The organism is Pyxidicoccus trucidator (assembly GCF_010894435.1).
Lineage (GTDB): Bacteria > Myxococcota > Myxococcia > Myxococcales > Myxococcaceae > Myxococcus > Myxococcus trucidator.
This window is the reverse complement of sequence record NZ_JAAIXZ010000029.1, coordinates 83,394-107,673: the sequence shown is the minus strand read 5'-3', so window position 1 is coordinate 107,673 and position 24,280 is coordinate 83,394. Positions and strand designations below refer to the sequence as shown.

Here is a 24,280-nt window from a genome sequence, read left to right as displayed (position 1 = left end):
GCCGCGGCCGGGGGCGGCCCGGGGAGGGGAGGGGACTCAGCCCAGGAGCGTGGCCGCGAGGGCGGGCCAGTCCGTGCCGGGCGGGAGGCGTCCCTCGGCGTGCTCCGGGCGGCCTCCGCCCCGGCCTCCGGCGGCCTCGGCGGCCCGCTTGAGGAAGGCACCGCACCCGAAGGTGGAGCCAGCGCCACGGGCAATGAGGACGGGCATGCCCTCGGGAAGCCGGCCGGCGAGCAGCACCACCGCCTCCGGTCGGGCCGTGAGGCGCGCGGCCACGGCGCGCAGCTGCTCGGGCCCGGCGCCGTCGAGCACCGCCACCACGCGCTTGTCCGCGGAGGCCTCCAGGGTGGCGGCGAGCTCCCCGGCGGTGTGCTCGGCCAGGCGTGCGCGCACGGCGCCGAGCGCCTCGCGGGCCTCGGTCAGCTCGCGGCGCAGCTTGTCCACCGCCACCGGCACCTCCGCCACGCCGCAGGTGAAGGCCCGGGCCATGGCGCGCAGCGTGCCGGCCTCCTCCCACAGCTCGCGCCGGGCGCGGGGGCCCGCGGAGAAGAGGACGCGGCCCTTGCCCTTGTAGCGCTCCACGCCCAGCACCCGCACCATGCCCACCTGGCCGGAGCGCGTGCAGTGCGTGCCTCCGCAAGGGGACACGTCGAAGTCGCCAATCTGGATGACGCGGATGTTGTCCGTCACCTTGGGGGCGCGGCGCAGCGGCAGCGCGGCCAGTTCCTCCGGCGTGGGGAAGAAGGCGCGGATGGGGATGTCGTCATCGATGATGTCATTCACCCGGGCTTCGGCCTCGGCCACCTGCCGCTCGTCCAGGGTGTCCTGGTCCGTGTCGATGGTGCACAGCGTCTCGCCCAGGCGTGAGGACACGGTGGCGGCCCCCGCGACGTCCACCAGCGCGCGCGACAGCATGTGCTGACCGGTGTGCAGCGACATGTTGGCGCGGCGGCGGGCCCGGTCCACCTCGCCCGCCAGCTCGGTGCCGGGCATGGGGAGCGCGGCGCCCGCGGGGACGTCCAGCAGGTGGTGGACGGTGCCGGCGTCGTCCACCTGCACGTCCCGCACGGGCAGGCCGCCGAGCATCCCCCGGTCGCCCATCTGCCCACCGGCCTCCGGATAGAAGGCGGTGCGCTCCAGGACGACGGAGGGCGCACCGCTCCAGGTGCCATGCGCGACGACGCGCGCGGTGAAGCGGTGGAGGAAGGGGTCGGCGTAGTAGAGGCGCTCGGTGGACATGCGCCGGAAGGGATAACACGGGCCCGCTGAAACTCACGCCGGGCTCGCGTCACTCCTCCTCGTGCGGGCGGAATGGCCCCGCGCCGCTGGCTCCCCGAGCGGGAGAGCCGGCGTTCCACTTCCCACACATCCGAAAGAGGTCCTTCCATGAAGCTCGTGGTCTCTACCGCCATGGCCGCTGGTGCCCTGCTCGCGCTCGCCGTCCCCGCCTTCGCCGGGGACAAGGCCTGTGACAAGGGGTGTCCGAAGGCGCAGGTGTCCGCCCAGAACAGCCCCATCGCCGCCACGCCCCGGGCCGACGCACCGTCGCTCGGAGCCCCCGACGCGCGGGTGACGGTGGAGGTCTGGTCGGACTTCCAGTGTCCCTTCTGCGCGAAGGGCGCCACCATCATCGACGGGCTGCGCGCGAAGTACGGCGAGCGGATTCGCATCGTCTTCCGTCACCAGCCGCTGCCCATGCACTCCCATGCGCGCCTCGCCGCCATCGCCACCATGGCCGCGCACGAGCAGGGCCGGTTCTGGGAGATGCACGACGTGCTCTTCAAGAACCAGCGGGAGTTGGACCGCGAGTCGCTGGAAGGGTACGCGCGGGAGCTGGGGCTGGACCTCGTCCGCTTCCGCAAGGCGCTCGACGGCGCCACGTGGGCCAACTACGTGGACGCAGAGGTGGTGGAGGCGCAGCGGCGTGGCATCGCCGGCACTCCCAGCTTCTTCATCAACGGCCAGGCGGTGATGGGCGCACGGCCGATGGAGGACTTCACCCAGCTCATCGACGCCGAGCTGGAGCGCTGAGGCGCCTTCCGGGGCCCGGCTCAGGCCGGGTCCCACTCCACGAGCAGCCGCCGGGGGCCACGGTGCAGGAAGTTGGGCAGGTACAGGACGGGGCTGCCCGGGGCCAGGCGCAGGCCGGGCAGTCGCTCCAGCAGCAGCTCCAGGGCGATGCGCACCTCCATCCGCGCCAGCGGAGCGCCGATGCAGTAGTGGATGCCCAGGCCGAAGCCCAGGTGCCGGCCCACGTCCGGCCGGCGCGGGTCGGCCTGGTCCGGTGCGTGGAAGGCGGCGCCGTCGCGGTTGGCGGAGGCGTAGAGGATGAGCAGCCGCGCACCCTCGGGCAGCGCCACTCCCCCGAGCGTCACCGCGCTCCGGGTGGTGCGCATCATGCCCTGCACGGGGGCGTCGAAGCGCAGAGCTTCTTCGATGGCGGAGGGGATGAGGCGCGTGTCCTGTCTCAGCGCCTCCAGTCGCTCTGGCTCCCGGAGGAGCATCACCAGCAGGTTGCCGAGCAGGTTGGCCGTCGTCTCGTGTCCGGCGAAGTGCAGCATGGACAGCAGGCTGATGAGCTCCACGTCGCTCAGCGGGGGCGTGTCCTCATGGCGAGCCTCGATGAGCGCGCTGATGAGGTCATCCTTCGGTGCGCGCCGTCGCTCCGAGATGTGGCCCGCGAGGTACTTCTGGATGGCCACGAGTCCTCGCGCGCATTCCACCTGCCGGGGAACGGGCGCGTTGCCGGCGGAGAGGGTAACGAGGTCCTCCGTCCAGGCCTTGAGCCGCTCCAGGTCCGAGTCGGGCAGCCCGAGAATGGCGCCAATGACTCGCGCGGGCAGGGGGAAGGCCAGGCCCTCCACGAGGTCCGCCCGGCCCTCGCGTGCGAAGGCGTCCACCAGCTCCGAGGCGATGGCGCGCACCCTCGGCTCCATGGCGGAGACGCGGTGGTGTGCCAGGGCCTTGGTGACGATGACGCGCATCCGCGTGTGGTTGGGCGGGTCGTCGTCCACGAGCGCCGGTACCTGCGGGTAGCCTTCCGCCAGCGCCTCCAGTACCTCGGGCGCGGGCGGCACGGGGTTGCGGAAGGCATTGGCGGACAGGAAGTCCCCCGGGTTCAGCAGCACCGTCTTCACGTCCTCATAGCGGGAGACCACCCACAGGTGGAGCTCCTCGCTGAATTGGACCGGCGCCTCCTGGCGGAGGCGCGCGTAGAGCGGGTACGGGTCCTCGACGTACCGGGGCTCGAAGCGGCTGGAGAAGGCGGGCGGCGGCGTCGACATGGCGCCCAGCTTAGCCGCGCAGGCGCTCGTCGGAGAGTCCCAGCTCCAGCGGCGGAATGCGCGGCAGGTGGATGGTGAAGGTGCTTCCCTGCTGGGGCGCGCTGTCCACCCGGATGCGTCCGCGGTGCGCGGTGACGATGCCATGCACCACGGCCAGGCCCATGCCGGTGCCCTCTCCCGTGGGCTTGGTGGTGAAGAAGGGCTCGAACAGCTTCGCACGCACCTCGGGCGTCATGCCCACGCCGGTGTCATGCACTTCCAGCACGGCCTCCTCGTTCTCCATCCGCGTGGACACGCGGATGCGCCCGCCGCCCGGCATGGCCTGGGCCGCGTTCATCAGGAGATTGACGACCACCTGGGCGACCTGTCCCGGATGGCCGAGCAGGTGCGGCAGTTCCGTCAACTCCAGAATCACCTCGCACTGGGGCCCCAACTGTCCGCGGGCGATGCGCAGCGCGACGGCCACTTCCTGGTTGAGGTCGTACTCCACCACCGCCTCCGGGTCCCCGCGCGCGAAGCGGCGCAGGTCCGAGACGATGGCCGTCACCCGACGGATGCCATCCAGCGTGGCGGGCAGCACGTCATCCACGTACTCGCGAAGCTCCTCGGGCAGCGCCTTGCACGCCCGGAGGTCCAGCAGGAGCGAGTTGACGTTGCTCTTCACGTAGCTCATCGGGTTGTTGATTTCGTGCGCCACGCCGGCTGCGAGCATGCCCAGGCTGGAGAGCCGCTCCTGCTCGCGGGCCCGCTGGTGGGCCAGGTCGAGCTGCCTGTGGGCCTGTGCCAGTTTTTCGTGCTGCTGCGCCAGGCTGCGCAGCGCCTGGTGGGTGAGGAAGACGCGGCCCTCGGAGATGAAATAGACGAGCAGCGAGAGCAGCACGAAGCACGCGGGCACGAGGGGAGGGCACCCGTCCGCCAGGGCCACGCCTCCCACCAGGGCCAGCATCCACCCCAGGCGCGGGCGGGCACCCGGGTCCACGAAGCGGTCCACCCACAGGGCGTTGAGGGGCAGGTACAGCCACATGGGCAGGGCCCAGTCGCTCGCCAGGCCGTAGATGATGTTGGCCACCATGTTCATGACGAACCGCAACGACTCCGCGGTCCGCGTGTGCTGGGAGAAGAAGCGGCTCGCGAGCACCTGGTTGGTGCCCGTCACCACCGCGAACACCGCCGTCACCAGGGCGATGCGCTCCCACTGCCCCCAGATGCTGTAGACGAGCAGCAGGTGGATGAGGATGCAGGCGAGCAGCGTGACATTCTTGAGGCGGGTGTTCACCCACGCTGCGTCGGCCTCCGGGTCCGCGGGCGTCAGAGACTGACGCCGTTTCATGCGTTGCCAACTCCGGGGCGCTCGGAGGGGGTCAGCTCTTCCGCGCGTACTGGCAGCTCCAGGCGCAACCGCTGGGGGCCACCCACCTCGGCGACGAAGGACAGCCGCCCGCCGTAGCGCTCCAGCAGACCGCCCACCACCTTCATGCTGTCCTCCGCCAGCACACCAGCGAAGCGCTCGATGATGGAGAGGGCCTGTTCCGCCGGGAAGGCGGGCTCCGCCATCTGCACCTTCAGCACCATGGACGCGTCGGACATGCCCACCTCCGCGCTCACGCCCGGCCGGGCCGTGCGGAAGGGGGCATACAACTGCGCCATCGTCTCACGCTGTCGCAGCAGGGACCGGAGATACGACACCAGCTCCGCGTCGTCCCACGGCTTGCTGATGAAGCGGCAGATCTCCCCCTCATTCACCGAGGCCACCACCGACTTGAAGTCCGCGTAGCCGGAGATGATGAGGCGCAGCGCCAGCGGGTGACTGCGCTTGACGCGCTGGAGCAACTCGCTGCCGGTCATCCCCGGCATCCGGAAGTCCGTCAGGATGATGTCCGGACTGAACTCCTTGAGCTGCTCCAGGGCTTCGCTGCCGCTGAAGGCCACCTGGACCTCGAAGCCTTCTCTGCGAAACAACCGGCGCAGCGCATGCGCCACCTGCGGTTCGTCGTCCACCACCAGTAGCTTGAATGCTTCCATGACAGCGTCGGCTCCTATGGCGGCCACTGTAACGAAGGCTCCGGCGAATTTCCCTGGGTCCTTCGTGGAGGTGACGGGTCACTCTCGCACCTGCGACAGGGTGGGAGTTCTCTCGGCGAATGTTGATGGCGCGCGAGGGCAGGCAAGGAAGCAGGCGATGCTTCGGCTATACGCGTATCCGGCATCTTTCCGTCAGGGGTCTCTCTTCGGGTGGGGAGCGCCTCGTTCGTCTCAGGCCGTGAGAGCCTGCTTCCACTCAAGTGGAAGTGACTCGAGGGCGCCGGCTGCTTCCACTCGAGTGGAAGTCAGCACTGCGGGTGTCGGCTGCTTCCACTCAAGTGGAAGTGAGCACCGCGGGTGTCGGCTGCTTCCACTCGAGTGGAAGTGACTCAAGGGCTCCGGCTGCTTCCACTCAAGTGGAAGTGACTCCAGGCGGCTGCAGCTTCCACTCAAGTGGAAGCTGCGTGACTGCGTGCCGTCCAGCGCGCGAGACGGTGCGACCAGCCTCCGGATGGTCGAGCCTCGCAGGTGTCACGCAAGTAGGCGTAACCACATGGGCACGTCGTTGGCTCGCTGGCTGCTCTTGCCGGGCGTGTCGCAATCACGCGGCACAACCGAACAGGCACCCATGGAAACCGACAACAACAGCACCCCCTCGTCCGCTCTCGAGCTTTCGTTGGACCAGGTCCACAAGCGCATCTTGAAGCTCGTCGAGCAGGGCCATCGCAGCGCCTATCAGATCGGGCGGCTCTACAACTACGTCGTGGACAGCGAGCTGGCGCAGAAGGACGGCTTCAAGGACGCCCGGGACTTCTTCCAGCAGAAGGTGAAGGTGCTCGGGCAGTCGGTGCTGAGCCGGAATGGCGCCGTGGCGCGCACCTTCCCCGAGGCGATTGCCCTGAAGTACGGGATGAGCAACCTCTACACGTTGCTCACGTACGCGAAGCTGGCGGGCCTCACGCTGGACCACGACGAGCCCGGTGCCACCCCCGTCGCGGTGTCGCAGGAGGACGGCGCGCTGCTGACGAAGCCATTCTCTGAATGCACCGTGGACGAGCTGCAGGGGGCGGTGAATCACAAGCGGGCGCCCCAGGTTCCGCTGCCGGAAGAAGACGCGGCCCGCGTCCAGCGCTACCGGGACAGTCTGCAGCGCCACTTCACCGAGAAGCTCAGCATCCGCGTGGACGCGCGAAGCCACATGGGGGAGCTGTACATCAGCCTGCGGAACATCCCCGAGAAGGAGATGCGGCGGCTCGTCGCGGCCCTGGCGGAGGAGTCCACCTCGCGTGACACGCGGGCGCAGGGCTCCTCGCACCGGGACACCTCCGAGCTCCACCTTGCCCCGGCTGCGCAGGCGCCCGTCTCCGCGCGTACTCCTCTCGCTCCGGTGGCTCAGCCGAAGGAGGTGGCCCACGACGATGGCCCCACTGCCGCCCCGCCCTCCACGGAGGCACGGTTCAAGGAGGCGGACACCCGAGACAGCCCCGTCGTGCCGCTCTCTCCGCTGCGGGACTCCGCGCAAGACGGCCCCTCCGCCGTCCTGCCACCCCTGGTGGCGCAGGTCGCCACCACCGCGCCGACGCAGGGCACGGCCCACAATGACAGTCCAGCCGTTCCCGCGACCGCGGTCGAGCAGCCGCGGGGCCCGGCGTACAACGACAATGTCGCCGTCCGCCCCACGCCCGTGGTGCAGCAGCCTGCCATGACGTCTCCGGCCTTCCCGGCGATGAAGGCCCCGACGTCCAATGGAACCACTCCCACTCCCGGGGTGGCGGCGGTGCAAGGCCAGAACGGGCCGCGTAACAAGTCGCAGGGGCTGGGGGGCTTCTTGCGCCGCATGACGGGCGGATGAAGCCTCGGGGGCACCTGCCCCCGGCCGGGCCTGCACGGTGAAATGCAGGCCCACTGCGGTCCGGAGCGGCAGTGGGGCTTCGGCCCGGAGGTCTATTGTCTATAGAACCTCTGAGGTACAGTCACCCAGGCTCAACCGGATGGTGCCCATGGATGAAGCAGTGGTGATTCAGGTCGGGAGTGGGCTGCGCACCGCGCGGCTGCGTGCCGGGCTGACCACGGCCCAGGTGGCGGAGGCGGCCTGCCTCCCGCCCGAGGCCTACGTGCGCATGGAGCGCGGAAAGCTGCTTCCCACCGTCTCCACCCTCGTTGCCCTGTGTCGCGCGCTCCGCATCCGCGCCGAGTGGCTTCGGCGCACCCCGGCTGCGGCCCGCTGACCGTCGTGACTCCCCATCCGGGAGCAGGAGGCTGGAAGCCGGGCGGCGCTTCGCCTATGTCGAAGGCCGGCACATTCCATGCGCGAGCTCCCGTCGCGGGCGCGAAGGCCCGTCCTCCTCCCGACCTGTGTGGTGGCGCTCCTGGCGCTCGCCCTCCTGTCGTGTGGTGTGGAGGAGGCCACGGGGCTGGAGCGGGTGCGGCGCGCGGGTGTGCTGCGCTGGGGCGCGGACGCGCAGGGGGGAGAGCCCTATGCCATGGAGGACCCGGACGAGCCGGGACGCATGCGTGGCTTCGAGGTGGAGCTGGCGGATGCGCTGGCGCGCGAGCTGGGAGTCCGCGCACGGTTCGTCCAGAACGACTGGTCCAGCCTCATCCCCTCGCTGGAGCGCGGCTCCTTCGACGTGGCGCTGAACGGGATTGAAATCACCCCCGCCCGTGCCGGCCGTGTCCTCTTCACCCGGCCCTACTACGTCTTCAACCTGCGACTGCTGGCGCGGCGGGACGACACGAGCGTTCCCCACCTGGAGTCCCTGCGGGGCAGGCGCGTGGGCACGCTGGCCAACTCCCAGGCGTGGGAGTTGCTCCTGCGCAGCGGCGCGCAGGCGGTGCCCTACGAAGGCGTGGAGGAGCCCTACATCGACCTGGAGCAGGGGCGGGTGGATGGCGTGCTGATGGACGACATCATCGCCCAGCGCTACGGCCAGCCACGTCCGGGGCTCCGCGTGGTGGGCGACGTGGGCGAGGGCTACTACGCGATTGCGGTGCGGCCCGGGGAAGAGGACCTTCGCGCGGCGCTGGACGCGGCGCTGGTCCGCATCGCCCGCTCGGGCGAGCTGCGCGCCATCTTCCGGCGTTGGGGCATCGACAGCGCGGCGCAGCAGCGCATGGTGGACTGGACGGACGCGCAGACGCGCGAGGTGCTGTCGGAAACGCGCACGACGCGCCTGGGCTGGGGGCAGCTCGTGTTGTTCCTCCAGGCGTCGCTGGTGACATTGCTGGTGTCGGTGGGCGCCATGGCGCTCGCCATTCCGCTGGGGATGGGGCTGGCCCTGGTGCGGCTGTACGGGCCCGTCTGGGCGGGGCGGCTGGCCACCGCCTACGTGGAGCTGTTCCGGGGGACGCCGGTGCTGTTGCAGCTCTATGTCCTCTACTACGGGCTGGCGGGCGTGCTGCGGCTGGACGCGCTCTCGGCGGCGATGCTCGGGCTGGGGTTGAACTACGCGGCCTATGAGGCGGAGGTGTACCGGGCGGGCGTGCTGGCCGTGCCGCGCGGGCAGCTCGAGGCGGCCCTGTCGCTGGGCATGCCCCTGCGACTGGCGCTGCGGCGGGTCATCCTGCCCCAGGCCTTCCGCGTGGCGCTCCCGGGCGTCACCAACGACTTCATCGCGCTGCTCAAGGACAGCTCCCTGGTGTCGGTCATCTCCGTGGTGGAGCTCACCAAGCGGATGACGATTACGGCGGTGGATGTTCGCAGCTGGCTGCTGCCCGGCGCGCTGTGCGCGTTGCTGTACCTGGCGATGAGCTACCCCCTGTCCCGCCTGGCCAGGCGGCTGGAGGCAAGGCTGGAGCGCGGATGATAGAGGTGAAGGACCTGTGCAAGCGCTATGAGGGACGCACGGTGCTGGACGGCATCAGCGCGGCCTTTGGGCCCGGCGAGGTGGTGGCGCTGGTGGGTCCCTCCGGTGGGGGCAAGAGCACGTTCCTGCGGTGCCTCAACGGGCTGGAGCCCTTCGACAGGGGCTCCGTGCGGGTGGGCGGAGACGAACTGGGACCGGGCGATGCGCGGGCGCAGGGGGCGCGACTGTGGAACATCCGCCGCCGGGTGGGCTTCGTCTTCCAGCAATGGCACCTGTTCGCGCACCGCACGGCGCTGGGCAACGTGACGGAGGCCCCCGTGCACGTGAAGGGCCTTGGCCGGAAGGAGGCCGCGGAGCAGGGGCGGGCGCTGCTGGCGAAGGTGGGCCTGTCCCACCGCGAGGGCGCCTATCCCGCCGAGCTGTCCGGTGGTGAGCAGCAGCGGGTGGCCATTGCCCGCGCGCTGGCCATGGAGCCGGAGGTGTTGCTCCTGGATGAGCCCACCAGTGCGTTGGATCCGGAGCGGGTGGGGGAGCTGGTGGACCTGCTGGCGCGGCTGCGCGGGGACGGGCTCACCCTGGTGACGGTGACACACGAGATGCGCTTCGCGCGTGAGCTGGCCTCTCGGATGTTGGTGCTCCACGGCGGGCGCATCATCGAGGAAGGTCCACCGGACCGGGTGCTCGCCAGTCCACAGCACGAGCGCACCCGCGCCTTCCTCGGTCTGGACCGCGTGGCCGGTCCGCCGCCCCAAAGGTCATGAGCGGCAACCGGTTGCGTCAGCCCGCCGGAGGAGCATGCTGACGGGCGAGCCGGGCAGAAGCAGCGCGTCCGCGGTGTTCCTCGCCGCGTCCGCGAGGGAATGACATGCGTCGAGAGGTGCAGCTCACCGAGTTGGGACAGGGCAGGGGGCCCCGGGTGCTCCTGTTGCCCGGGCTGGGAGCACGGGGCTCTGGCTTCCGCGCGCTCGCCGAGCAGCTCGCTCCCCTGGCCCGCCCTGTCCTGGTCGAGTACCCGGAGGGTGGGCATGCGGCCTGCGGCGCGGGCGCCCTGGCGCGGCAGGTGCTGCTGGCCGCCGGGCGCATGGACGCGGTGGTGGCCAGCTCCTTCGGCGGCATGGTGGCGGCGCATTTGGCGGCGGCCGGCGCGGCGCGGGGGGCGGCCTTCCTGGGCTCCTTCACCCGTCCCTCACAGCTGGGGGTGCGTGGACGCGTCATCGGGATGATGGGCCCCATCGCCATGTGGGGCCGGCCCGGCATCGTGGCGGCGGGGCTCGCGGCGTGGAAGCCGGTGCCCTTCGCCCGGGTCGCCGAGGTGGTCCCCACCACGCAGGTGGAGCGGAGCACGACGTGGCACCGCGCCCTGGCCATTGGCGACGAGCCGCCCCCGCCGGAGCTGCGACGGCTTTCCGTCTCCTGCGTGTGCATCCAGGGGGACCGCGACGTGCTGGTGCCCCCCTCCACCCTGGAGCGGCTGGCCGCGTCGCTCCCTTCCGGGACACCCCGGCACCTGCTGCGCGGCGCGGGCCACGTGCCCTACTTCACCCACCCGGAGGAGTGTGCCCGGTTGCTGCGGCCCTGGCTGGAGGCCCTGGCCCCCGCCGAGCCCGTCTCCGAGCCCGCCCGGCCGCGGCATCCGCGGGTGGCCGGTAGCGCCGCCTGAGCCTGGACGTCTGGCCTTCCGTGCCGTGAAGGCGCGCCCCACCCGGGGTGTGCCTCACCTGGCGGGAAGGGGTGGGGGGCGCGGGAGGGGGATGTACCTGACCGCGTCCCACCAGTAGCGTTCGGCCGCCAATGCGGACCCGCCTCGCTCGCGCGCTCACCCTCGTCCCCCTGCTCACCTCCGCCCCCGTGCTGGCCTCATCCGCGGCGGACTCCGGTTCCCCGCCTGACGCCGTGCGCGCCGCGCCCGTGCTGCCGGCCCCTCCGCCTGTCGCCCGTCCGTCTCCCCCCGAGGCGGAGCGCTCGCACACGGTGCTGCTGCTGGGCGACAGCCTCATCGCCACCGGCTTCGGTGAGTACCTGCAGGCCCGCCTGGAGGCGCACCCACGCATCCGCACCGCCCGGCGCGCGAAGTCCTCCACCGGGCTGGCCCGCCCCGACTTCTTCGACTGGATGGAGGTAGGGCAGCAGGAGGTGCAGCGCCACCAGCCCGACGTCGTGGTGGTCATCCTCGGGGGCAATGACGGGCAGTCGCTCAAGGACGGGAAGGGCGGCAAGCCCATCCACTGGGGGCGGCCCGAGTGGGAGCAGGCCTATCGCCAGCGACTGGAGGACTTCGCGAAGGTCCTCTCGGCGCCGGGGCGGAAGATTGTCTGGCTGGAGCTGCCGGCCACCGGGCGCAAGCGCTTCGAGCAGAAGCTCACGCTCATCCGCGGCCTCCAGCGCGAGGTCATCACCGCCCGCCAGGACGCGCTGCACCTGGATACGCGCCCCTACTTCACGGATGCGAAGGGCCGCGTCCTGCTCCAGGCCCGCGTCGAGGGCTTCCGCAAGCCGATGCGGCTGCGCATGGAGGATGGCGTCCACTTCACCGTCGCGGGTGGACGGTACTTCGCCAGCAAGGTGTATCCGGAGGTGCTGGGCGTGCTGGGGCTGGCGCCGGGATAGTGCTCCCCCGGGGCACGGGTGGGCTGCCGTCCGCGCGTCAGTGCGAGTGGGGCGCGGAGTCCGGGCCTCCGGGCAGGTTGTCGGAGCTGTTCCCCTCCGGGCGGAGCCGGCGGATGGCGCGCAGGAGGAGCTGCTCGTCGCGCGGGTTGGCCAGGAAGCCGCGCGCTCCGAGCTGACGGGCCCGCTCGAAGCCCTCATCGTCCGATGTGCCATGGACGATGAGCGAGCCGGCGATGCGGACTTCCCCGGCCAGCAGTCCCTCCATGGCCTGGATGGGCGCGAGCACGACGTCGTCGGGTCCGGTGTGCAGCACCTCCAGTGGGGTGGCCACCTTCGCGGGGATGCCGTGCCGGGCGAGCTGCCGGGAGATGAGGACGGCGGTGACGGGGGGCCAGCCGTAGAGCAGCAGGGGGCCTCCAGGGGATGGGCTGGGGACCGCGGGAGGCTCGGCGGGCTCTTCGATGCCGTACAGCGCGGCCAGCGCGCGGGTCAGCGCGGGGTCCGACGCGACATGTGCCTCGACGCGGGGCTTGCCAGTCACCGCCCGCACGGCGTCCACCGCTTCCAGGGAGACAGGGGCGGGCAGGGCGATGTGGAGCACCTCGCGCTCCCCCTGCTCCAACTGGAGCAGCTCCACGCGGAGCGGCACGGCGCGGTACTGGCGCGCCACGCGGGCGGGAATCAGCGAGGCCACGGCACGCTCGGGCAGCTCGCGCAGGTCCACGGCCTCCACGCCCAGCTGCGCGGCCAGGCCCCGGAGGACGTCGGCCTCGGAGCAGACGCCCTCGCGCACCAGCGCGCGTCCCAGCGGGACCTGGGTCTCATGATGATGTACCAGTCCCACTCGGAGCTGGGCGCGGTTGAGCACTCCCAGTTCCAGGAGTATCTCTCCGAGCGGACGTCGCGCGCCGGTCTCCATGGTAGGAAAGGAGTCTTCACTCCACGCCCCAATCCGCGAGGGACGGCGGGACGGGCGCCTGCCCCGTCGCTCGCTCCCGGGGCATGCCCTCAGCGGCGCGAGGCGAAGACGCGCGCGTAGGCGTCCGGCTGGAAGCCGACGAGGACGGTGCTCCCGGTGACGAGCACGGGACGCTTGATGAGCTTCCCGTCGGCGGCCAACCAGGACACCAGCTCCGCGTCGGACGCGGCGTCCACCTTCGCCTTGCCAAGCGCGCGGTAGCTCTGGCCACTGGTGTTGAGCCACTTGCGGACGGACACCCCGCTGCGGGGAATCCACTGCCCCAGCTCGGCCACCGTGGGCGGCGTCTCGACGATGGGACGCACCTGGTACGCCACACCCTGCTCCTCCAGCCACTTCTGCGCCTTCTTGCAGGTGCTACAGCCGGCGTAGGCCAGCACCAGGACGTCGTTCGGCATGGGCGCGCTTCTAACAAGGCGTGCGTTCCGAACCCAGGGCGTCGTGGCGGCCTGGTGCGGCTCCACCCCAGTCGGTTGGGCGCCATCCGTGCCCCGGTTGGCGGGCCCCGGCCACCGTGTTAACGCGGTGGGCCATGCCCACCCCGGTTCTTCTCCTCTGGAAGCAGACCCTCCTGGCCCTGACGCTGGGCCTGCTCGTCGCCGCCTGTTCCTCCAGTCCGGACCCGAAGCCCACGGACGCCCCTGGGGATGCTGGCACTTCGGAGGGAAGCGGAGATGCGGGCTCCACTCCTTCGCCGGACGGAGGCGACGACGCGGGCTCCACCGCCCCGGCGACGGATGGAGGGCAGGACGCGGGAACGGGCGCGGACGCGGGGCCCGTCATCCCGGTGCCGGAGGATGGAGGCACCGTTGTCACCGGCACGCTGTCGGGGCGGCTCACGGAGGCGGGCTCGCCCTACCGCGTCGTGGGGGACGCGAACGGCGTCGTCACCATTCCGAAGGGACAGGTCCTCACGGTGGGGCCGGGCGTCATCCTCGATTTTCGCGGCCGGCCGGAGGTGACGGAGGCGGATGTGGACTCCAGTTCGCCCGACAGTGTGATGAACCACCAGAAGGGACGGGTGGAGGTGCGCGCCTACGGTGCCATCCACGTCCAGGGCACCGCGGCGAAGCCGGTGCTCCTCACGTCCACCAATCCGCACGGCTGGTGGGGGGTGAACTTCTATGGACAGAACTCCGTGGGGGATGGCCACCCGACCTTCGAGCACATGGTCTTCGAGAAGGTGCGCAAGAACGAGTACAACGGCGCCCGTGACTGGACGCGTGGCGCGCTGTGGGCCTACTACCCGGGGCCGGTGACGATTGCCCACTCGGTGTTCCGCGACAACGTCGCGTCCGCGCACTGCGCCGCGCTCGACCTGATGTTCACCGACGGCTCGCGCGTGGAGGACACCGTCTTCGAGGACAACCGCATCCACGAGATTGACCGCTTCGCGCAGCCCGGCACCTCGTCCATGTCCGGTGGCGGGGCCGTGTGCATCACCCACGGCCGCAACTCGGTGGTGCGGGGCAACACCTTCCGAGACAACGGAGTGGAGGCCTTCGGTGGCTTCGTGACGACGGCGCTCGAGCCCCGGCCCCTGCTCACGTGGCCCAACGCGCAGAACATCTCCGACCTGGGCGGCGGGGGCGCGATTCACTACTTCCAGCCGGACAACGACCTCCTGGAGGACAACTTCTTCGAGGGCAACTTCGTGGCCATGGGCCCCGGGGCGGCCATCTACCTGGAGGACGTGGGCACGAGGACTGTCACCATGCGAGGCAACCGCTTCGTGAACAACCGGGGCGGCGCCGGTGGCGTCATCGTCTGCAACCGGGGCAGTGGTGACGTGGAGCTGGTGGTGGCCGCCGACAACGTCTTCACGGGGAACACGGTGAACGGGCAGCCAGCGTCCAACGTCACGGGCGATTGCAACACCGCCGCGCAGTAGCGCCCGTCGGGCCCGCGAGTCCGGCCCTCACTCTTCCTGCTTCGCCCCCGTGAGGGCCTGCACCACGCGGCGGGCGGCGCGGCCCGGCTTCACGGTGGCGCGGTGGTGGAGCTGCGGCTGGAGCGAGTGCGTGGCGCCCCGGGCCACCTTCAGCGCCTTGAGTTCTCCCCGCCGCAGCTCGCGGGTGGCCAGGTGCTCCGGCAGCCATCCGAAGCCCAGCCCCTCGAGGATGGCGGCCTTCTTCGCGGCGAAGTCGTTGAGGAGCACCGAGGAGCGGCTCTCCAGTGAGACGGTGCTGAGCTGCAGCCGGGGGTCCGAGCCGCGCACGGTGAGCAGGAGGTGCTCGGCCAGCTCCTCGTCCTTCAGGGGCCCGCGCCGCCGCGCCAGCGGGTGCCCGCGGTGGGCCACCAGCACCGTCTTCAGCTCCGGCAGCCGGTAGGTGCGCAGGCCTGGAATCGTGGGTGGCAGCACGGACACCATCAGGTCCGCCTCATCGCGCACGAAGGCTGCCTCCACGCCAGCGAGGAACTCCGCGGACACGTGGAAGCGCGTGCTGGCCCCTTCCGCGCGCAGCTCCTTCACCACCCGCAGCAACGGCACGGCGGGGAAGACGCCGTCGAAGACGATGCGCAGCGTGGGCTCCCAGCCGGTGCGAATCTCCGCGCACGCGGCCTCCAGCTCCCGCTCCGCGGCCAGCAGCTTGCGGCAGTGCTCCAGCACGCGCTCGCCCGCGGGCGTCAGCCGCGTGCGGTAGCCGCGCCGATCCAACAGCGTCAGCTCCGTCTGCTCCTCCAGCGTGCGCAGCGCGTACAGCACCGCGGTGTGTCCCTTGTGCAGGGCCTCCGCCGCGGCCGCGAAGGTGCCATGGCGGGCGAGGGCGTCCAGGGCACGGGCCTGCTCCAGGGTGACGTTCATGGGAACATTGTCTAATCCCCTGACTGCGGGAGGCATTGCTTGGTGCACCACCCTTTGGGGCGGCCCGGGACTTCGTGAGTTCCCAGGTCGGGAGCGACCGCGCACGTTCTCGACGCAGCGCGCCTTACATGCGTGGTGCGGGCCGTCATAGAGTGAAAGCTCACTTGTAGGGAGGGGTTATATGACGGGAAGGCTGTATAGAGCCCTTGCGGTAGTGACCACGCTTGTGTCCTCGGCTGCCATGGCGCAAGAGGCGACGAGCTCCAGCGTCAGGAGTGGGCTGGAGTTCACCGTGGGGCTCGGCTTCCAGGCCGGCGCCGGCTACGTCTACAAGAATGGCCCGAGGGCCGACGGCACGGTGGGCGATGTGAAGCTCAGCGACGGCGCCAACGGCGGTGTCGCGTTCCTGTTGGAGGCCGGTTACCGCGCCAGCCCCAACTGGTTCATCGGGGCCTTCGGTCAGTACACGCACATCCTGACCAAGACCAACCCCTACTCCTGCCCCGAGGGCTTCGACTGCACCACCAGCTCGATTCGCGTCGGTCCCCAGGTGCAGTACCACTTCTCGCCCGAGGCCTCGTTCGACCCCTTCGTGGGCATCGGCTTCGGCTTCGTCACCCTGACGAGCAAAGTCGAGGGCCAGTCCCCCACGCCTGTCCCCGGCCTCAACGCGGACGTGGACATCGAGAGCACGTTCCGCGGCCCGGAGTACGTGAATGCCACCGTCGGCGGCAAGTGGCGGCTGAGCAACTCCCTGTCCTTCGGCCCGTACCTCACCGGCACCTACGCCCGCAACACCGTGCGCGCCGGCACCCAGACGGTGACCCTGCCTGCCCAGCTCGGTGGCACCACCGCCACGTCGGGCGTGCCCGCCGTGGATGACGGCCCGTACGGCCTCATCATCCTGGGCGTTCGCGGCACCTTCAACCTGTAGTCGGTTGTCCCGCCCGGGGCCGCGCTGCTGTGCGCGGCCCTGGGGTGACACGGAGCTCTCGCTCCGCGCCACGAATCGGGGCTCGGAAATGGCGGTGCCCGGGCGGTCATGTCGCCCCGCGGCTTCCGGTTCCAGGCGCCCCGTATCGCAATCCACTTGCAAGGCTCTCAGGGTGGCCTCCGGCTTGGCTTCCCGGCCCTGTCGCGCTGCCAGGCCCGGCGGGTGAAACCTCGCACGCCCGCAGGGGTTCCAGCCGGTTGCCGGGCCCTCCGCCCGACCCGTCCTCACGGCAAGCCTGCCTTCGCGCCGAGGTGTAGCTTGAGCGACATGGCCCCCTCCGAAGCCGGCGACACCGCCCGTTACAAGCGCGAGGCCGCCGCGTGGGCGGTGGATGCGTTCTTCCGCGACGGCATGGTGGTGGGGCTGGGCACGGGCAGCACCGCCGCCTTCGCCGTCCAGCGGCTGGCGGAGCTGCGCGCGTTGGGGCGGCTCACGGACGTGCGGGGCGTGCCCACGTCACGCCAGACGGAGGCTCTGGCACGGGAGCTGGGAGTGCCCCTCACCACGCTGGAGGAGCACCCCGTGCTGGACGTCACGGTGGACGGCGCGGACGAGGTGGCTCCGGACCTGTCGCTCATCAAGGGTGGGGGAGGCGCGCTGCTGCGCGAGAAGGTCGTCGCGCAGGCCAGCCGGCGCGTGGTCATCGTGGTGGACTCGGCCAAGCTGTCGCCACGGCTCGGCACCCGCTGGGCGCTGCCGGTGGAAGTCCTTCCCTTCGGCTGGCGCTCGCAGGCGCTCTTCCTGGAGTCGCTCGGCGCGCGCGTCACCCCGCGGCGGGACGCGGCGGGCGAGCCCTTCCTCACGGACCAGGGGAACCTCGTGCTCGACTGTGGCTTCGGCCCCATTGAAGCGCCGGAGGCGCTGGCCGTGCGCCTGGGCTTGCGCGCGGGCGTGGTGGGCCATGGCCTCTTCCTCGGCCTGACGACGGACCTCGTGGTGGCCGGCCCTCACGGCGTGGAACACCGCGCCCTCTGACGCGAGCGCTCTTGGCGCGCGCTCCGGCGGAAGGCCTCGAATCCCCGTGCGTGCTCGCCTCCCTGCCCCACGAGCCGGGAGCCTGCGCCTGCACGTCACGTGCGCCCGAGAGGCACATCGCGTGAATCCGGCCGCGCGGAGTCGGGTGGTACCTTCTCGCGCATCGGTGCGGTGCGCAGGTGGCTCTCCTGCTTCCACTTGGGGTGGACGTGGGTGGCTGTGGGGTTTGGGAGAACTGCAATCCAAGGACTCTTGGAACAAAGTCTCTCGTTGCCTGTCCGCGAGGATGAAATGCGTCAGTGTGGCTGCAAAGCGCGAGGCCATCGCTCGCGTTCATGAAAACCTCACCGACCTCGACAGGGTGAGCGGTTACAGTTGTCAATGCGCTGGCGCTCCAGAGGGGGTTTTTCCGGGAGTCGCTGGTACGAGGGTGCCTTTCGTATGCGAATCGTTCGTTTCTGCGTTCCCGCGGCCCTGCTGCTGGCCGCATCCTGCTCCGGCGACATCACCGCGAAGGAGCCTCCGGAAGTCTCGGATGCCTCACCGGCGCGCGTGCGGCGACTGACCCGGGTGGAGTACGACAACAGCCTCAGTGCCATCTTCGGCGATGCTCAGCTGACACTGGGCCAGGGCCTCGCGCCCGAGGACACCATCCTTGGCTTCAGCACGCACGACCGGCTCCAGGTGACGTCGCTGCTGGCGGACCAGCTGGACAACGCCGCGCTCAACGCGGCCGAGGTCGTCAAGCGCAAGCTGGCCATCGGCAATCAGTGCCCGGCCGGCCCGAACGAGGAGACGTGCACGACGGACATCCTGCTCGACACGGCCAGCCGCGCCTTCCGCCGGCCGCTCACGGCGGAGGACCGCGCGGAGCTGCTCGCCTTCTGGCGCGAGGCCCGGACCACCGCGGACCCGCAGACCGCGCAGCGCATCTTCCTCCACGGCATCTTCTCCTCCGCCTCCTTCATGTACCGCACGGAGCTGGGTGAGCCTGGTGAGGGCGCCAACCAGGTGGTGCGGCTGACGCAGCACGAGGTCGCCTCGGCGCTGTCCTTCGCCATCACCGCTGGCCCTCCGGACGCCGAGCTGCTCGCCGCCGCGGTGGCCGGTGAGCTCAAGACGGCGGACCAGCGCGAGGCGCATGCGCGCCGGCTGCTGGCCACTCCGGCCGCCCAGAAGCGCCTCCACCACTTCATCCGCGAGTGGCTCGGCCTCACCGGCCTGGCCAACCTCAACAAGAACAACCAGGTCTTCCCCAACTTCAGCGCGGCCTTCAAGGACTCCAGCCAGGGCGAGACGCGGGCCTTCATCGACCACGTGATTGCCAACGAGGGCGGCTCCGTCAAGGAGCTGCTGGGCGCGAACTACACCTTCGCGGACGGCCGCATGTCGGCGTTCTACGGGACGACGACCACGCCCAACGGAGCGCTGGGCAAGGTGCCGCTGCCGCCCGAGCGCGCGGGCATCCTCACCCAGGCCAGCGTGCTGGCCACGTACGCGCTCTTCGACTCCAGCTCGCCCATCCGCCGCGGCAAGTTCGTCCTCACCCGCCTGCTGTGCCGCGAGGTGCCGCCTCCGCCGGCCACCGTCGTCATCATCCCCCCCGCGCCCGCGCCGGACGCCACCACCCGCGCGCGCTTCGCGGCCCACACCAACAACCCCGCCTGCGCCGGCTGCCACCGCACGCTGGACCCCATCGGCTTCGGCTTCGAGAACTTCGACGGCCTGGGCAAGCACCGCACGACGGAGAACGGCCTCGCCGTCGACGCCAGCGGCGCGGTGGAGCACTCCGCCGGCACCTTCACCTTCACCGGAGGCGGCGACCTGGCCCGCTTCCTCGCCAGCAGCGAGGACGTGGCCAACTGCGTGCCCCTCCAGATCTTCCGCTACGCCATGGGACGTGAAGAGGACACCGTCGACGAGCAGCTGCTCACCGAGATGCGGACCGCCTTCAAGGCGAACCCGAGGCTCCAGCTGGGAGACGCGCTCGTCAGCCTCGTGCGCTCCCCCTACTTCACCCACCGGCGTACCCTCTCTCCCTGAGTCGCGACCATGCTCCGCCAACTCTCCCGACGAAACCTGCTTCAGCTGATGGGTGGCTCGGCCGCGGCGCTCCCGCTGGCCAACCTGCTCGGCACCTCCGACGCGCACGCGCAGACCACCGCGCCCCCGCTGCGCTTCATCGCCATCTTCACGCCCCACGGGTGCCTTCCGGAGTTCTGGAACCCGCAGGGTGGCGAGACGGACTTCACGCTCGACTTCCCCAACTCCATGCTGCTCCCGCTCCAGCCGCACCGCTCCAAGCTGCTGGTGCTCAACGGCATCGACTACCGGGTGCTGTACGAGCACGGCCTGACAGGCCACGAGGGCGCGCCCGTCACCTTCCTCACCGGCAGCAAGGTCAACACCTCCAGCGGTGACGACCTGCCGGACAGCGCCTCGCTGGACCAGGTGCTGGGCAACGCCATTGGCGGCACCACGCGGTTCCGCTCCCTCCAGCTCAACGCGTGGGAGCAGTTCGGTGGCCAGCACGTCTACAACAGCATCAGCTTCACGGGGAACGGCTCCCGCGTGCCCTTCGAGCGGGACCCGGCCGCCGTCTACCAGCGCCTCTTCGGCAACGCGCCCCCGCCCGCCGCGGACCCGGCCGAGGCCGACAAGGCCATCGCCCGTCGCAGGAGCCTGCTCAACTTCCTCGTCAAGGACGCCAACCGCCTTCGCGACAGGCTCGCGGCCGATGAGCGCCAGAAGCTGGAGTCGCACCTGGCGGCGCTCGCGGACATCGAGCGGCGCATCGGCTCGCTGAGCACCTCGCCCAACCCCACGCCCACGCCGGTGCCCTCCGAGTCCGCCTGCGCGGGTGGCGTGGTGCCGCCGGCCTATGGCCTGGACCAGCTGGGCAACCTCAACCGCATGCCCGAGCTGACACGGCTGCACCTGGACCTCATCGTCCGTGCCTTCGCGTGTGACTTGACGCGGGTGGTGACGCTGACCATTCCGGGCCCGTCCATGCCGTGGCTGCAGATCAACGAGGACGTGCACAACGACCTGGCGCACCGACTGGACGTCACCACCGAGCCGCTGCGCACGCAGATCCGCACGAAGATGGTGACGGTGCAGCGCTGGTACGCCGAGCAGGTGGCGTACCTCATGACGCAGCTGGCCTCGGTGCAGGAGGGCAGCGGCACCGCGCTGGACAACACGCTCATCCTCTGGGGCAACGAGTTGGGCGACGCCGCGGGCCACATGAATGTGCGCGTCCCCACGGTGCTGGCCGGTGGCGCGGGCGGCAGGTTCCGCATGGGGCGCTTCCTCCACGCGCGCCCGGCGGGCTCCAACCCGCTCTCCGGCTGGACTGGCCCGGGCACTCCGCTGCCGGGGGCCATCGCCCACAACAAGCTGCTGGTCTCCATCGCCCAGGCCTTCGGGGTGAATGTGAATACCTTCGGCCACCCGGACTACACCGGTCCGCTGGCCGGGCTGACCTGAGCGAAGTCGCGTCTGTCGTCATGGCCCCGGTGGGAGGAGCGACTCCTCTCCCGGGGCCGTGTCATTTCCAGCTCCCGGAGGGCTGGAGCAGCGAGTCCAACAGGGCCTGTCCCCGGGGCCAGTCGCCCAGGCCGGAGTCGGAGTTGATGTGGCCCGCGGGGCCCGCGTCCTCCAGCCGGCTGCCCCAGTCTCGTGCCAGGGCCTCGCTGCGCTCGAAGGTGGCGTACGGGTCATCCCGCGAGGCCACGAGGATGGAGGGGAAGGGAAGGCGCTGGCGCGGCGTGGGCGCGAAGCCGAGGATGGGCGCGGGCACGTCCGGGTGCTCCAGGTCCGGAGGCGCCACGAGGAGCGCGCCGCGCACGGGCCGGCGGTGCCGTGCCGCCCAGTGCGCCGCCGTCGTCCCGCCCAGCGAGTGCGTCACCAGCACGGGGGGCTCCCCGCACGCGGCGATGGCCGCGTCGAGCGAGGCCACCCACGCCTCCAGCTCCGGAGCGTCCCAGTCGGGCATCCGGACGCGCAGGGCGCCGGGCAGGAGCCGCTCCCAGTGGCTCTGCCAGTGGCGGGGGCCCGAGTTGCTGTAGCCGGGGACGATGAGCAGGGGCGCGGACATGGCGCGCAGGATGCCATGGCCCATGGGGACTCCACCGCCCTCAGGGGACGCCGCTGGCTCCCGCGTCCCCGCCGTCCTCGCGGGTGGGCCCGGCCGAGCCGCCCCGCCACCGGCGCAGCAGCTCGCTCGCGCTGCCCCCGCGCTCCAGCCGTGCCTCCGTGACACGGTTGCCCGCGTCCAGGCGGATGACGAAGCCCAGCGTGGGCTCGCCACGCAGGTGGTAGCGCAGGTCGGAGATGCGCACCTCGCGGCCCCCGTCGAAGGGGGCCACCGTGACGACGGGGAAGCGGGCCCAGGCGAGCGCCTCGCGCACGGGGCCCACCTCGCGCAACTCCTGGGGGAGCGCGTCCACCGAGGCGTCCACGCGGCGTGCCTCACGCGGCGCGCCGGCCAGGGGCACCTCGCCCGCGGCGAGCACCCCGCCGGGCAGGGTGGCCACGTACCGCCAGGTGCCCACGGAGAAGGGCAGGGGGAAGACGCGCACGGACACCGCCGACGCGTAGGTGGCCTCCACCCGTCGCGTCAGCACGCCCCAGGACACCACGCGTGCCCCCACGTAGGCCACCGAGCACGCCAGGCCCACGAGCAGCGCCCGGCGCCACGCCGCGCGCCGCCGCCAGGCCACCAGGGCCCCGGCCAGCAGCGGCAGCGTCACCCACGGGTCCACCACCATCGTCCAATCGAGACTGAGGCGGACGTCGGAGAAGGGCAGCAGCAGCCGCGTCCCCCAGCCCGTCCACAAGTCTGGCAGCAGGTGCGCGCCGAGGACGGAGGCCAGGCTGGCGGCGAGGACGGGACGGGGCCTGGCGCCCCGGAAGACGGCGCACGCGGCCAGCGTGGCGCCGAGCGCCACCACCGGGCTGAAGAGGAGCGAGTGGGACAGGCCCCGGTGGGCTTGGAGGGCCACCGTCACCGCGTCCCCGCGCGCCAGCAGCGTGTCCAGGTCCGGCAGCTCCGAGGCGAGCACGGCGCCCAGCAGCACGGCGCGGTCCGTGGGCGAGGTGCGCCCTCCCGGGGGCGCGTCGGGCCTGCGCAGCGCGCCGAGGGCGAGCCCCAGCAGCCCGTGGGTGAGGTTGTCCATGGCGTGGCCTTCCGTCTACCGTCCCGCCACGGGCAACGCCAGGGCCAGCCCCTGAAACGACGAAGCGGGACGCCCGGCACCGTGCCTGGCGTCCCGCTGGGACTTTCAGTCGTGCGACCGGGGACTACCCGCCCAGCGCGCCGTTGATGAGGGGCGCGACAATCTGCATGCCGGGGTCCTCGTTGTTGTACCAGTTGGTCGGCTCGTAGACGCGGACGCGCTGGTTCTCGTTGATCCACCGCGAGAGGAACGTGTCCATGCCGACGAACTCGCTGTAGCACTTGTACGTCTGGGTGAAGGGGAACTCGAGGTACTCGTACCAGTACCGCTTCTTCTCCATCTTCTGGCAGGCGTGCGCACCGATGAAGGTGATGATGGTGCTGCAGTGGCTGGAGTTGATGGCCCGGTGGTGCGGGATGAAGTAGCTGAAGTTGTTGTAGAGGTTCAGCTCCTGCACGAGCCGGTCCTGGTCCTGCTTCCAGTAGCCGTGCACGGACTCCTCGTCGTTGGGCGTGTGGAAGCGGTCATAGGAGAAGCGCGAGTAGTTGTAGTCGCGCGTGTAGCCCGTGTACGCGAGCTGGTCGTTCGGGAACTCCTGCGCCACCATGCGGTTGATGGTGCCGAAGTCGTTCTGGTTGAACGTGGCCGGCAGCAGCGAGAAGACCGAGTTCAGGTTCCACGACTGGCGAATCTTGTCGTGCAGCGAGCGCGAGCGGTACGTGGCGTTCGGCGCCAGGAAGATGGGGCCCGAGTCATTCAGCAGGTAGCCGCGGGCCGGGTTGATGGCCTTGCGCACGAAGTAGTAGCCGGCCGACGTCGCCGTGCCGCCCGCGCTGTAGCCCGTCATCAGGAACTTCTGGACGTTGGGGAACTGGGTGCGCGTCCAGTTGGCCGCCGCCATGGTGTTGGTGTAGCCGGAGTGGTGCCACGTCAGCGGCGGGTTCTGCCCCGTCGTGTCCGTGTACGTCGCCACGTTGTTGCCGATGTGCACGTCACCCGTGCAGTACGGCATGTAGACGATGTTCCAGTCCTTGGTGGCCAGGTCCTTGCGGCTGCGGCCCGGCAGGCCCGGGTCGGCGCCGTTGACGAGCGGCGACACGTACTTCGCCGTGAACTGGGTGATGTAGTCGTCGCTGATGCCGTTCGGGTTGGCCGCGCCCAGCACGCCCGCGCGCCCGCTGCACGTCTCGAAGTCCCAGCACGCGCCGCCGCCCTCCAGCAGGAACAGCAGGTTGGGCGAGCCGGTGCGGTGGACGTAGAACTTGTACTGGGAGCCGTTGCCGCACTTCGTCCCGGGGAGCTCCACCTTCTGCCAGTTGTAGTTGTTACCTCCGTCCACGAGCACGCTGACGATGGAGGAGACGATGACCTCCGCGCGAGCCATGCCAGGTACCAGCGCTGCGGCCATGAGACAGGCCAGGAGTAGGCGCTTCATTCAGGAACCTCCGGGTTTGGTGGGAATCCCTGTCTATACAATGCAATTGCAAGAGTGTCAGGGGCTTTGTGCCGAGTTCATGTTTCATGGGGGGCGCCGGTTTGTGATGCATTGCGGCAAGCGCAGCCACGCCTGAGTCGCCGGGCGTCGCGGCAAGAAGCCGGGTTGCCAGGCGCGCGCGACGCGCGATATTCG

The 24,280-nt window shown here is 70.8% G+C and carries 22 protein-coding genes; 12 read left to right on the top strand and 10 right to left on the bottom strand.

Going from position 1 to position 24,280, the window contains the following annotated elements; translation table 11 throughout:
- Window positions 1–36: 36 nt before the first annotated feature.
- Window positions 37–1,236, bottom strand: coding sequence for an alanyl-tRNA editing protein (locus G4D85_RS45780; protein ID WP_164020944.1), 1,200 nt, complete (start codon window positions 1,234–1,236; stop codon window positions 37–39).
- Between the two features lie 147 nt (window positions 1,237–1,383).
- Here G4D85_RS45780 and G4D85_RS45775 point away from each other — a divergent pair, with 147 nt between their 5' ends.
- Window positions 1,384–2,028 (top strand): DsbA family protein, encoded by a 645-nt coding sequence (locus G4D85_RS45775; protein WP_164020942.1) that lies wholly within the window; start codon window positions 1,384–1,386, stop codon window positions 2,026–2,028.
- Between the two features lie 20 nt (window positions 2,029–2,048).
- Here the strand turns inward: G4D85_RS45775 and G4D85_RS45770 are convergent, their stop codons facing one another.
- From G4D85_RS45770 to G4D85_RS45760, 3 genes are read right to left on the bottom strand one after another with little or no spacing between them, the layout of a single operon-like run.
- Complete coding sequence (locus G4D85_RS45770) at window positions 2,049–3,281, bottom strand: cytochrome P450 (RefSeq protein ID WP_164020940.1); 1,233 nt, start codon at window positions 3,279–3,281, stop codon at window positions 2,049–2,051.
- Window positions 3,282–3,291: 10 nt separating this feature from the next.
- Window positions 3,292–4,611: a sensor histidine kinase gene (locus G4D85_RS45765; protein WP_164020938.1), complete on the bottom strand. Its 1,320-nt coding sequence runs from the start codon at window positions 4,609–4,611 to the stop codon at window positions 3,292–3,294.
- Window positions 4,608–5,303, bottom strand: coding sequence for a response regulator (locus G4D85_RS45760; RefSeq protein ID WP_164020936.1), 696 nt, complete (start codon window positions 5,301–5,303; stop codon window positions 4,608–4,610). The genes G4D85_RS45765 and G4D85_RS45760 overlap by 4 nt, the downstream gene beginning before the upstream one ends.
- 628 nt (window positions 5,304–5,931) lie before the next feature.
- On the opposite strand from G4D85_RS45760, the gene G4D85_RS45755 reads away from it, so the two are divergent.
- From G4D85_RS45755 to G4D85_RS45730, 6 genes are all read left to right on the top strand, one after another.
- A complete protein-coding gene (locus G4D85_RS45755; RefSeq protein ID WP_164020934.1) occupies window positions 5,932–7,155 on the top strand; it encodes a hypothetical protein in 1,224 nt (407 codons plus the stop codon).
- A gap of 148 nt (window positions 7,156–7,303) precedes the next feature.
- The gene (locus G4D85_RS45750; RefSeq protein WP_164020932.1) at window positions 7,304–7,531 is read left to right on the top strand and encodes a helix-turn-helix domain-containing protein; all 228 of its coding nucleotides are present in this window, start codon (window positions 7,304–7,306) and stop codon (window positions 7,529–7,531) included.
- A gap of 78 nt (window positions 7,532–7,609) precedes the next feature.
- Window positions 7,610–9,109 (top strand): ABC transporter substrate-binding protein/permease, encoded by a 1,500-nt coding sequence (locus G4D85_RS45745; RefSeq protein WP_205526000.1) that lies wholly within the window; start codon window positions 7,610–7,612, stop codon window positions 9,107–9,109.
- Window positions 9,106–9,870 carry an amino acid ABC transporter ATP-binding protein gene (locus G4D85_RS45740; protein WP_164020930.1) on the top strand — a complete coding sequence of 255 codons (765 nt, stop codon included), beginning with the start codon at window positions 9,106–9,108 and terminating at the stop codon, window positions 9,868–9,870. Before G4D85_RS45745 ends, G4D85_RS45740 begins: the two co-directional genes overlap by 4 nt.
- A gap of 104 nt (window positions 9,871–9,974) precedes the next feature.
- Complete coding sequence (locus G4D85_RS45735; RefSeq protein WP_164020928.1) at window positions 9,975–10,769, top strand: alpha/beta fold hydrolase; 795 nt, start codon at window positions 9,975–9,977, stop codon at window positions 10,767–10,769.
- Between the two features lie 131 nt (window positions 10,770–10,900).
- The gene (locus tag G4D85_RS45730) at window positions 10,901–11,716 is read left to right on the top strand and encodes an SGNH/GDSL hydrolase family protein (protein WP_164020926.1); all 816 of its coding nucleotides are present in this window, start codon (window positions 10,901–10,903) and stop codon (window positions 11,714–11,716) included.
- 37 nt (window positions 11,717–11,753) lie between these two features.
- Here the strand turns inward: G4D85_RS45730 and G4D85_RS45725 are convergent, their stop codons facing one another.
- The gene (locus G4D85_RS45725; RefSeq protein ID WP_164020924.1) at window positions 11,754–12,635 is read right to left on the bottom strand and encodes a GspE/PulE/PilB domain-containing protein; all 882 of its coding nucleotides are present in this window, start codon (window positions 12,633–12,635) and stop codon (window positions 11,754–11,756) included.
- An 89-nt stretch (window positions 12,636–12,724) separates the two neighbouring features.
- Entirely contained in the window at window positions 12,725–13,093 is a 369-nt protein-coding gene (locus G4D85_RS45720) for an arsenate reductase family protein (protein WP_164020922.1), read from the bottom strand.
- A gap of 134 nt (window positions 13,094–13,227) precedes the next feature.
- Here G4D85_RS45720 and G4D85_RS45715 point away from each other — a divergent pair, with 134 nt between their 5' ends.
- A complete protein-coding gene (locus G4D85_RS45715; protein WP_164020920.1) occupies window positions 13,228–14,586 on the top strand; it encodes a right-handed parallel beta-helix repeat-containing protein in 1,359 nt (452 codons plus the stop codon).
- 27 nt (window positions 14,587–14,613) lie between these two features.
- Here the strand turns inward: G4D85_RS45715 and G4D85_RS45710 are convergent, their stop codons facing one another.
- Window positions 14,614–15,501, bottom strand: coding sequence for a LysR family transcriptional regulator (locus G4D85_RS45710; RefSeq protein ID WP_164020918.1), 888 nt, complete (start codon window positions 15,499–15,501; stop codon window positions 14,614–14,616).
- Between the two features lie 181 nt (window positions 15,502–15,682).
- Between G4D85_RS45710 and G4D85_RS45705 the strand changes: the two genes are divergently transcribed.
- The 4 genes from G4D85_RS45705 (at window position 15,683) to G4D85_RS45690 (ending at window position 20,959) form a co-directional block, all read left to right on the top strand.
- Entirely contained in the window at window positions 15,683–16,435 is a 753-nt protein-coding gene (locus G4D85_RS45705; protein WP_164020916.1) for an outer membrane beta-barrel protein, read from the top strand.
- Between the two features lie 327 nt (window positions 16,436–16,762).
- Complete coding sequence (gene rpiA / locus G4D85_RS45700) at window positions 16,763–17,470, top strand: ribose-5-phosphate isomerase RpiA (RefSeq protein WP_164020913.1); 708 nt, start codon at window positions 16,763–16,765, stop codon at window positions 17,468–17,470.
- A gap of 441 nt (window positions 17,471–17,911) precedes the next feature.
- Window positions 17,912–19,513 (top strand): DUF1592 domain-containing protein, encoded by a 1,602-nt coding sequence (locus G4D85_RS45695; protein WP_164020911.1) that lies wholly within the window; start codon window positions 17,912–17,914, stop codon window positions 19,511–19,513.
- Window positions 19,514–19,522: 9 nt separating this feature from the next.
- The gene (locus G4D85_RS45690; protein WP_164020909.1) at window positions 19,523–20,959 is read left to right on the top strand and encodes a DUF1552 domain-containing protein; all 1,437 of its coding nucleotides are present in this window, start codon (window positions 19,523–19,525) and stop codon (window positions 20,957–20,959) included.
- A gap of 61 nt (window positions 20,960–21,020) precedes the next feature.
- On the opposite strand, the gene G4D85_RS45685 is transcribed toward G4D85_RS45690, so the two are convergent.
- From G4D85_RS45685 to G4D85_RS45675, 3 genes are all read right to left on the bottom strand, one after another.
- Complete coding sequence (locus tag G4D85_RS45685) at window positions 21,021–21,593, bottom strand: RBBP9/YdeN family alpha/beta hydrolase (protein ID WP_240359909.1); 573 nt, start codon at window positions 21,591–21,593, stop codon at window positions 21,021–21,023.
- 16 nt (window positions 21,594–21,609) lie between these two features.
- Window positions 21,610–22,650, bottom strand: a complete 1,041-nt coding sequence (locus tag G4D85_RS45680) for a metal-dependent hydrolase (RefSeq protein ID WP_164020908.1) — start codon at window positions 22,648–22,650, stop codon at window positions 21,610–21,612.
- Between the two features lie 124 nt (window positions 22,651–22,774).
- Window positions 22,775–24,085, bottom strand: coding sequence for a pectin acetylesterase-family hydrolase (locus G4D85_RS45675; protein ID WP_164020907.1), 1,311 nt, complete (start codon window positions 24,083–24,085; stop codon window positions 22,775–22,777).
- Between the last annotated feature and the right edge of the window lie 195 nt (window positions 24,086–24,280).

Coding starts and splice junctions, on each gene's coding strand:
- G4D85_RS45710 (WP_164020918.1), bottom strand. CDS start 15,501: ATGAACGTCACCCTGGAGCAGGCCCGTGCCCTGGACGCCCTCGCCCGC.
- G4D85_RS45675 (WP_164020907.1), bottom strand. CDS start 24,085: ATGAAGCGCCTACTCCTGGCCTGTCTCATGGCCGCAGCGCTGGTACCT.
- G4D85_RS45740 (WP_164020930.1), top strand. CDS start 9,106: ATGATAGAGGTGAAGGACCTGTGCAAGCGCTATGAGGGACGCACGGTG.
- G4D85_RS45765 (WP_164020938.1), bottom strand. CDS start 4,611: ATGAAACGGCGTCAGTCTCTGACGCCCGCGGACCCGGAGGCCGACGCA.
- G4D85_RS45680 (WP_164020908.1), bottom strand. CDS start 22,650: ATGGACAACCTCACCCACGGGCTGCTGGGGCTCGCCCTCGGCGCGCTG.
- G4D85_RS45705 (WP_164020916.1), top strand. CDS start 15,683: ATGACGGGAAGGCTGTATAGAGCCCTTGCGGTAGTGACCACGCTTGTG.
- G4D85_RS45735 (WP_164020928.1), top strand. CDS start 9,975: ATGCGTCGAGAGGTGCAGCTCACCGAGTTGGGACAGGGCAGGGGGCCC.
- G4D85_RS45780 (WP_164020944.1), bottom strand. CDS start 1,236: ATGTCCACCGAGCGCCTCTACTACGCCGACCCCTTCCTCCACCGCTTC.
- rpiA (WP_164020913.1), top strand. CDS start 16,763: ATGGCCCCCTCCGAAGCCGGCGACACCGCCCGTTACAAGCGCGAGGCC.
- G4D85_RS45750 (WP_164020932.1), top strand. CDS start 7,304: ATGGATGAAGCAGTGGTGATTCAGGTCGGGAGTGGGCTGCGCACCGCG.
- G4D85_RS45695 (WP_164020911.1), top strand. CDS start 17,912: ATGCGAATCGTTCGTTTCTGCGTTCCCGCGGCCCTGCTGCTGGCCGCA.
- G4D85_RS45730 (WP_164020926.1), top strand. CDS start 10,901: ATGCGGACCCGCCTCGCTCGCGCGCTCACCCTCGTCCCCCTGCTCACC.
- G4D85_RS45720 (WP_164020922.1), bottom strand. CDS start 13,093: ATGCCGAACGACGTCCTGGTGCTGGCCTACGCCGGCTGTAGCACCTGC.
- G4D85_RS45760 (WP_164020936.1), bottom strand. CDS start 5,303: ATGGAAGCATTCAAGCTACTGGTGGTGGACGACGAACCGCAGGTGGCG.
- G4D85_RS45715 (WP_164020920.1), top strand. CDS start 13,228: ATGCCCACCCCGGTTCTTCTCCTCTGGAAGCAGACCCTCCTGGCCCTG.
- G4D85_RS45725 (WP_164020924.1), bottom strand. CDS start 12,635: ATGGAGACCGGCGCGCGACGTCCGCTCGGAGAGATACTCCTGGAACTG.
- G4D85_RS45755 (WP_164020934.1), top strand. CDS start 5,932: ATGGAAACCGACAACAACAGCACCCCCTCGTCCGCTCTCGAGCTTTCG.
- G4D85_RS45745 (WP_205526000.1), top strand. CDS start 7,610: ATGCGCGAGCTCCCGTCGCGGGCGCGAAGGCCCGTCCTCCTCCCGACC.
- G4D85_RS45690 (WP_164020909.1), top strand. CDS start 19,523: ATGCTCCGCCAACTCTCCCGACGAAACCTGCTTCAGCTGATGGGTGGC.
- G4D85_RS45685 (WP_240359909.1), bottom strand. CDS start 21,593: ATGGGCCATGGCATCCTGCGCGCCATGTCCGCGCCCCTGCTCATCGTC.
- G4D85_RS45775 (WP_164020942.1), top strand. CDS start 1,384: ATGAAGCTCGTGGTCTCTACCGCCATGGCCGCTGGTGCCCTGCTCGCG.
- G4D85_RS45770 (WP_164020940.1), bottom strand. CDS start 3,281: ATGTCGACGCCGCCGCCCGCCTTCTCCAGCCGCTTCGAGCCCCGGTAC.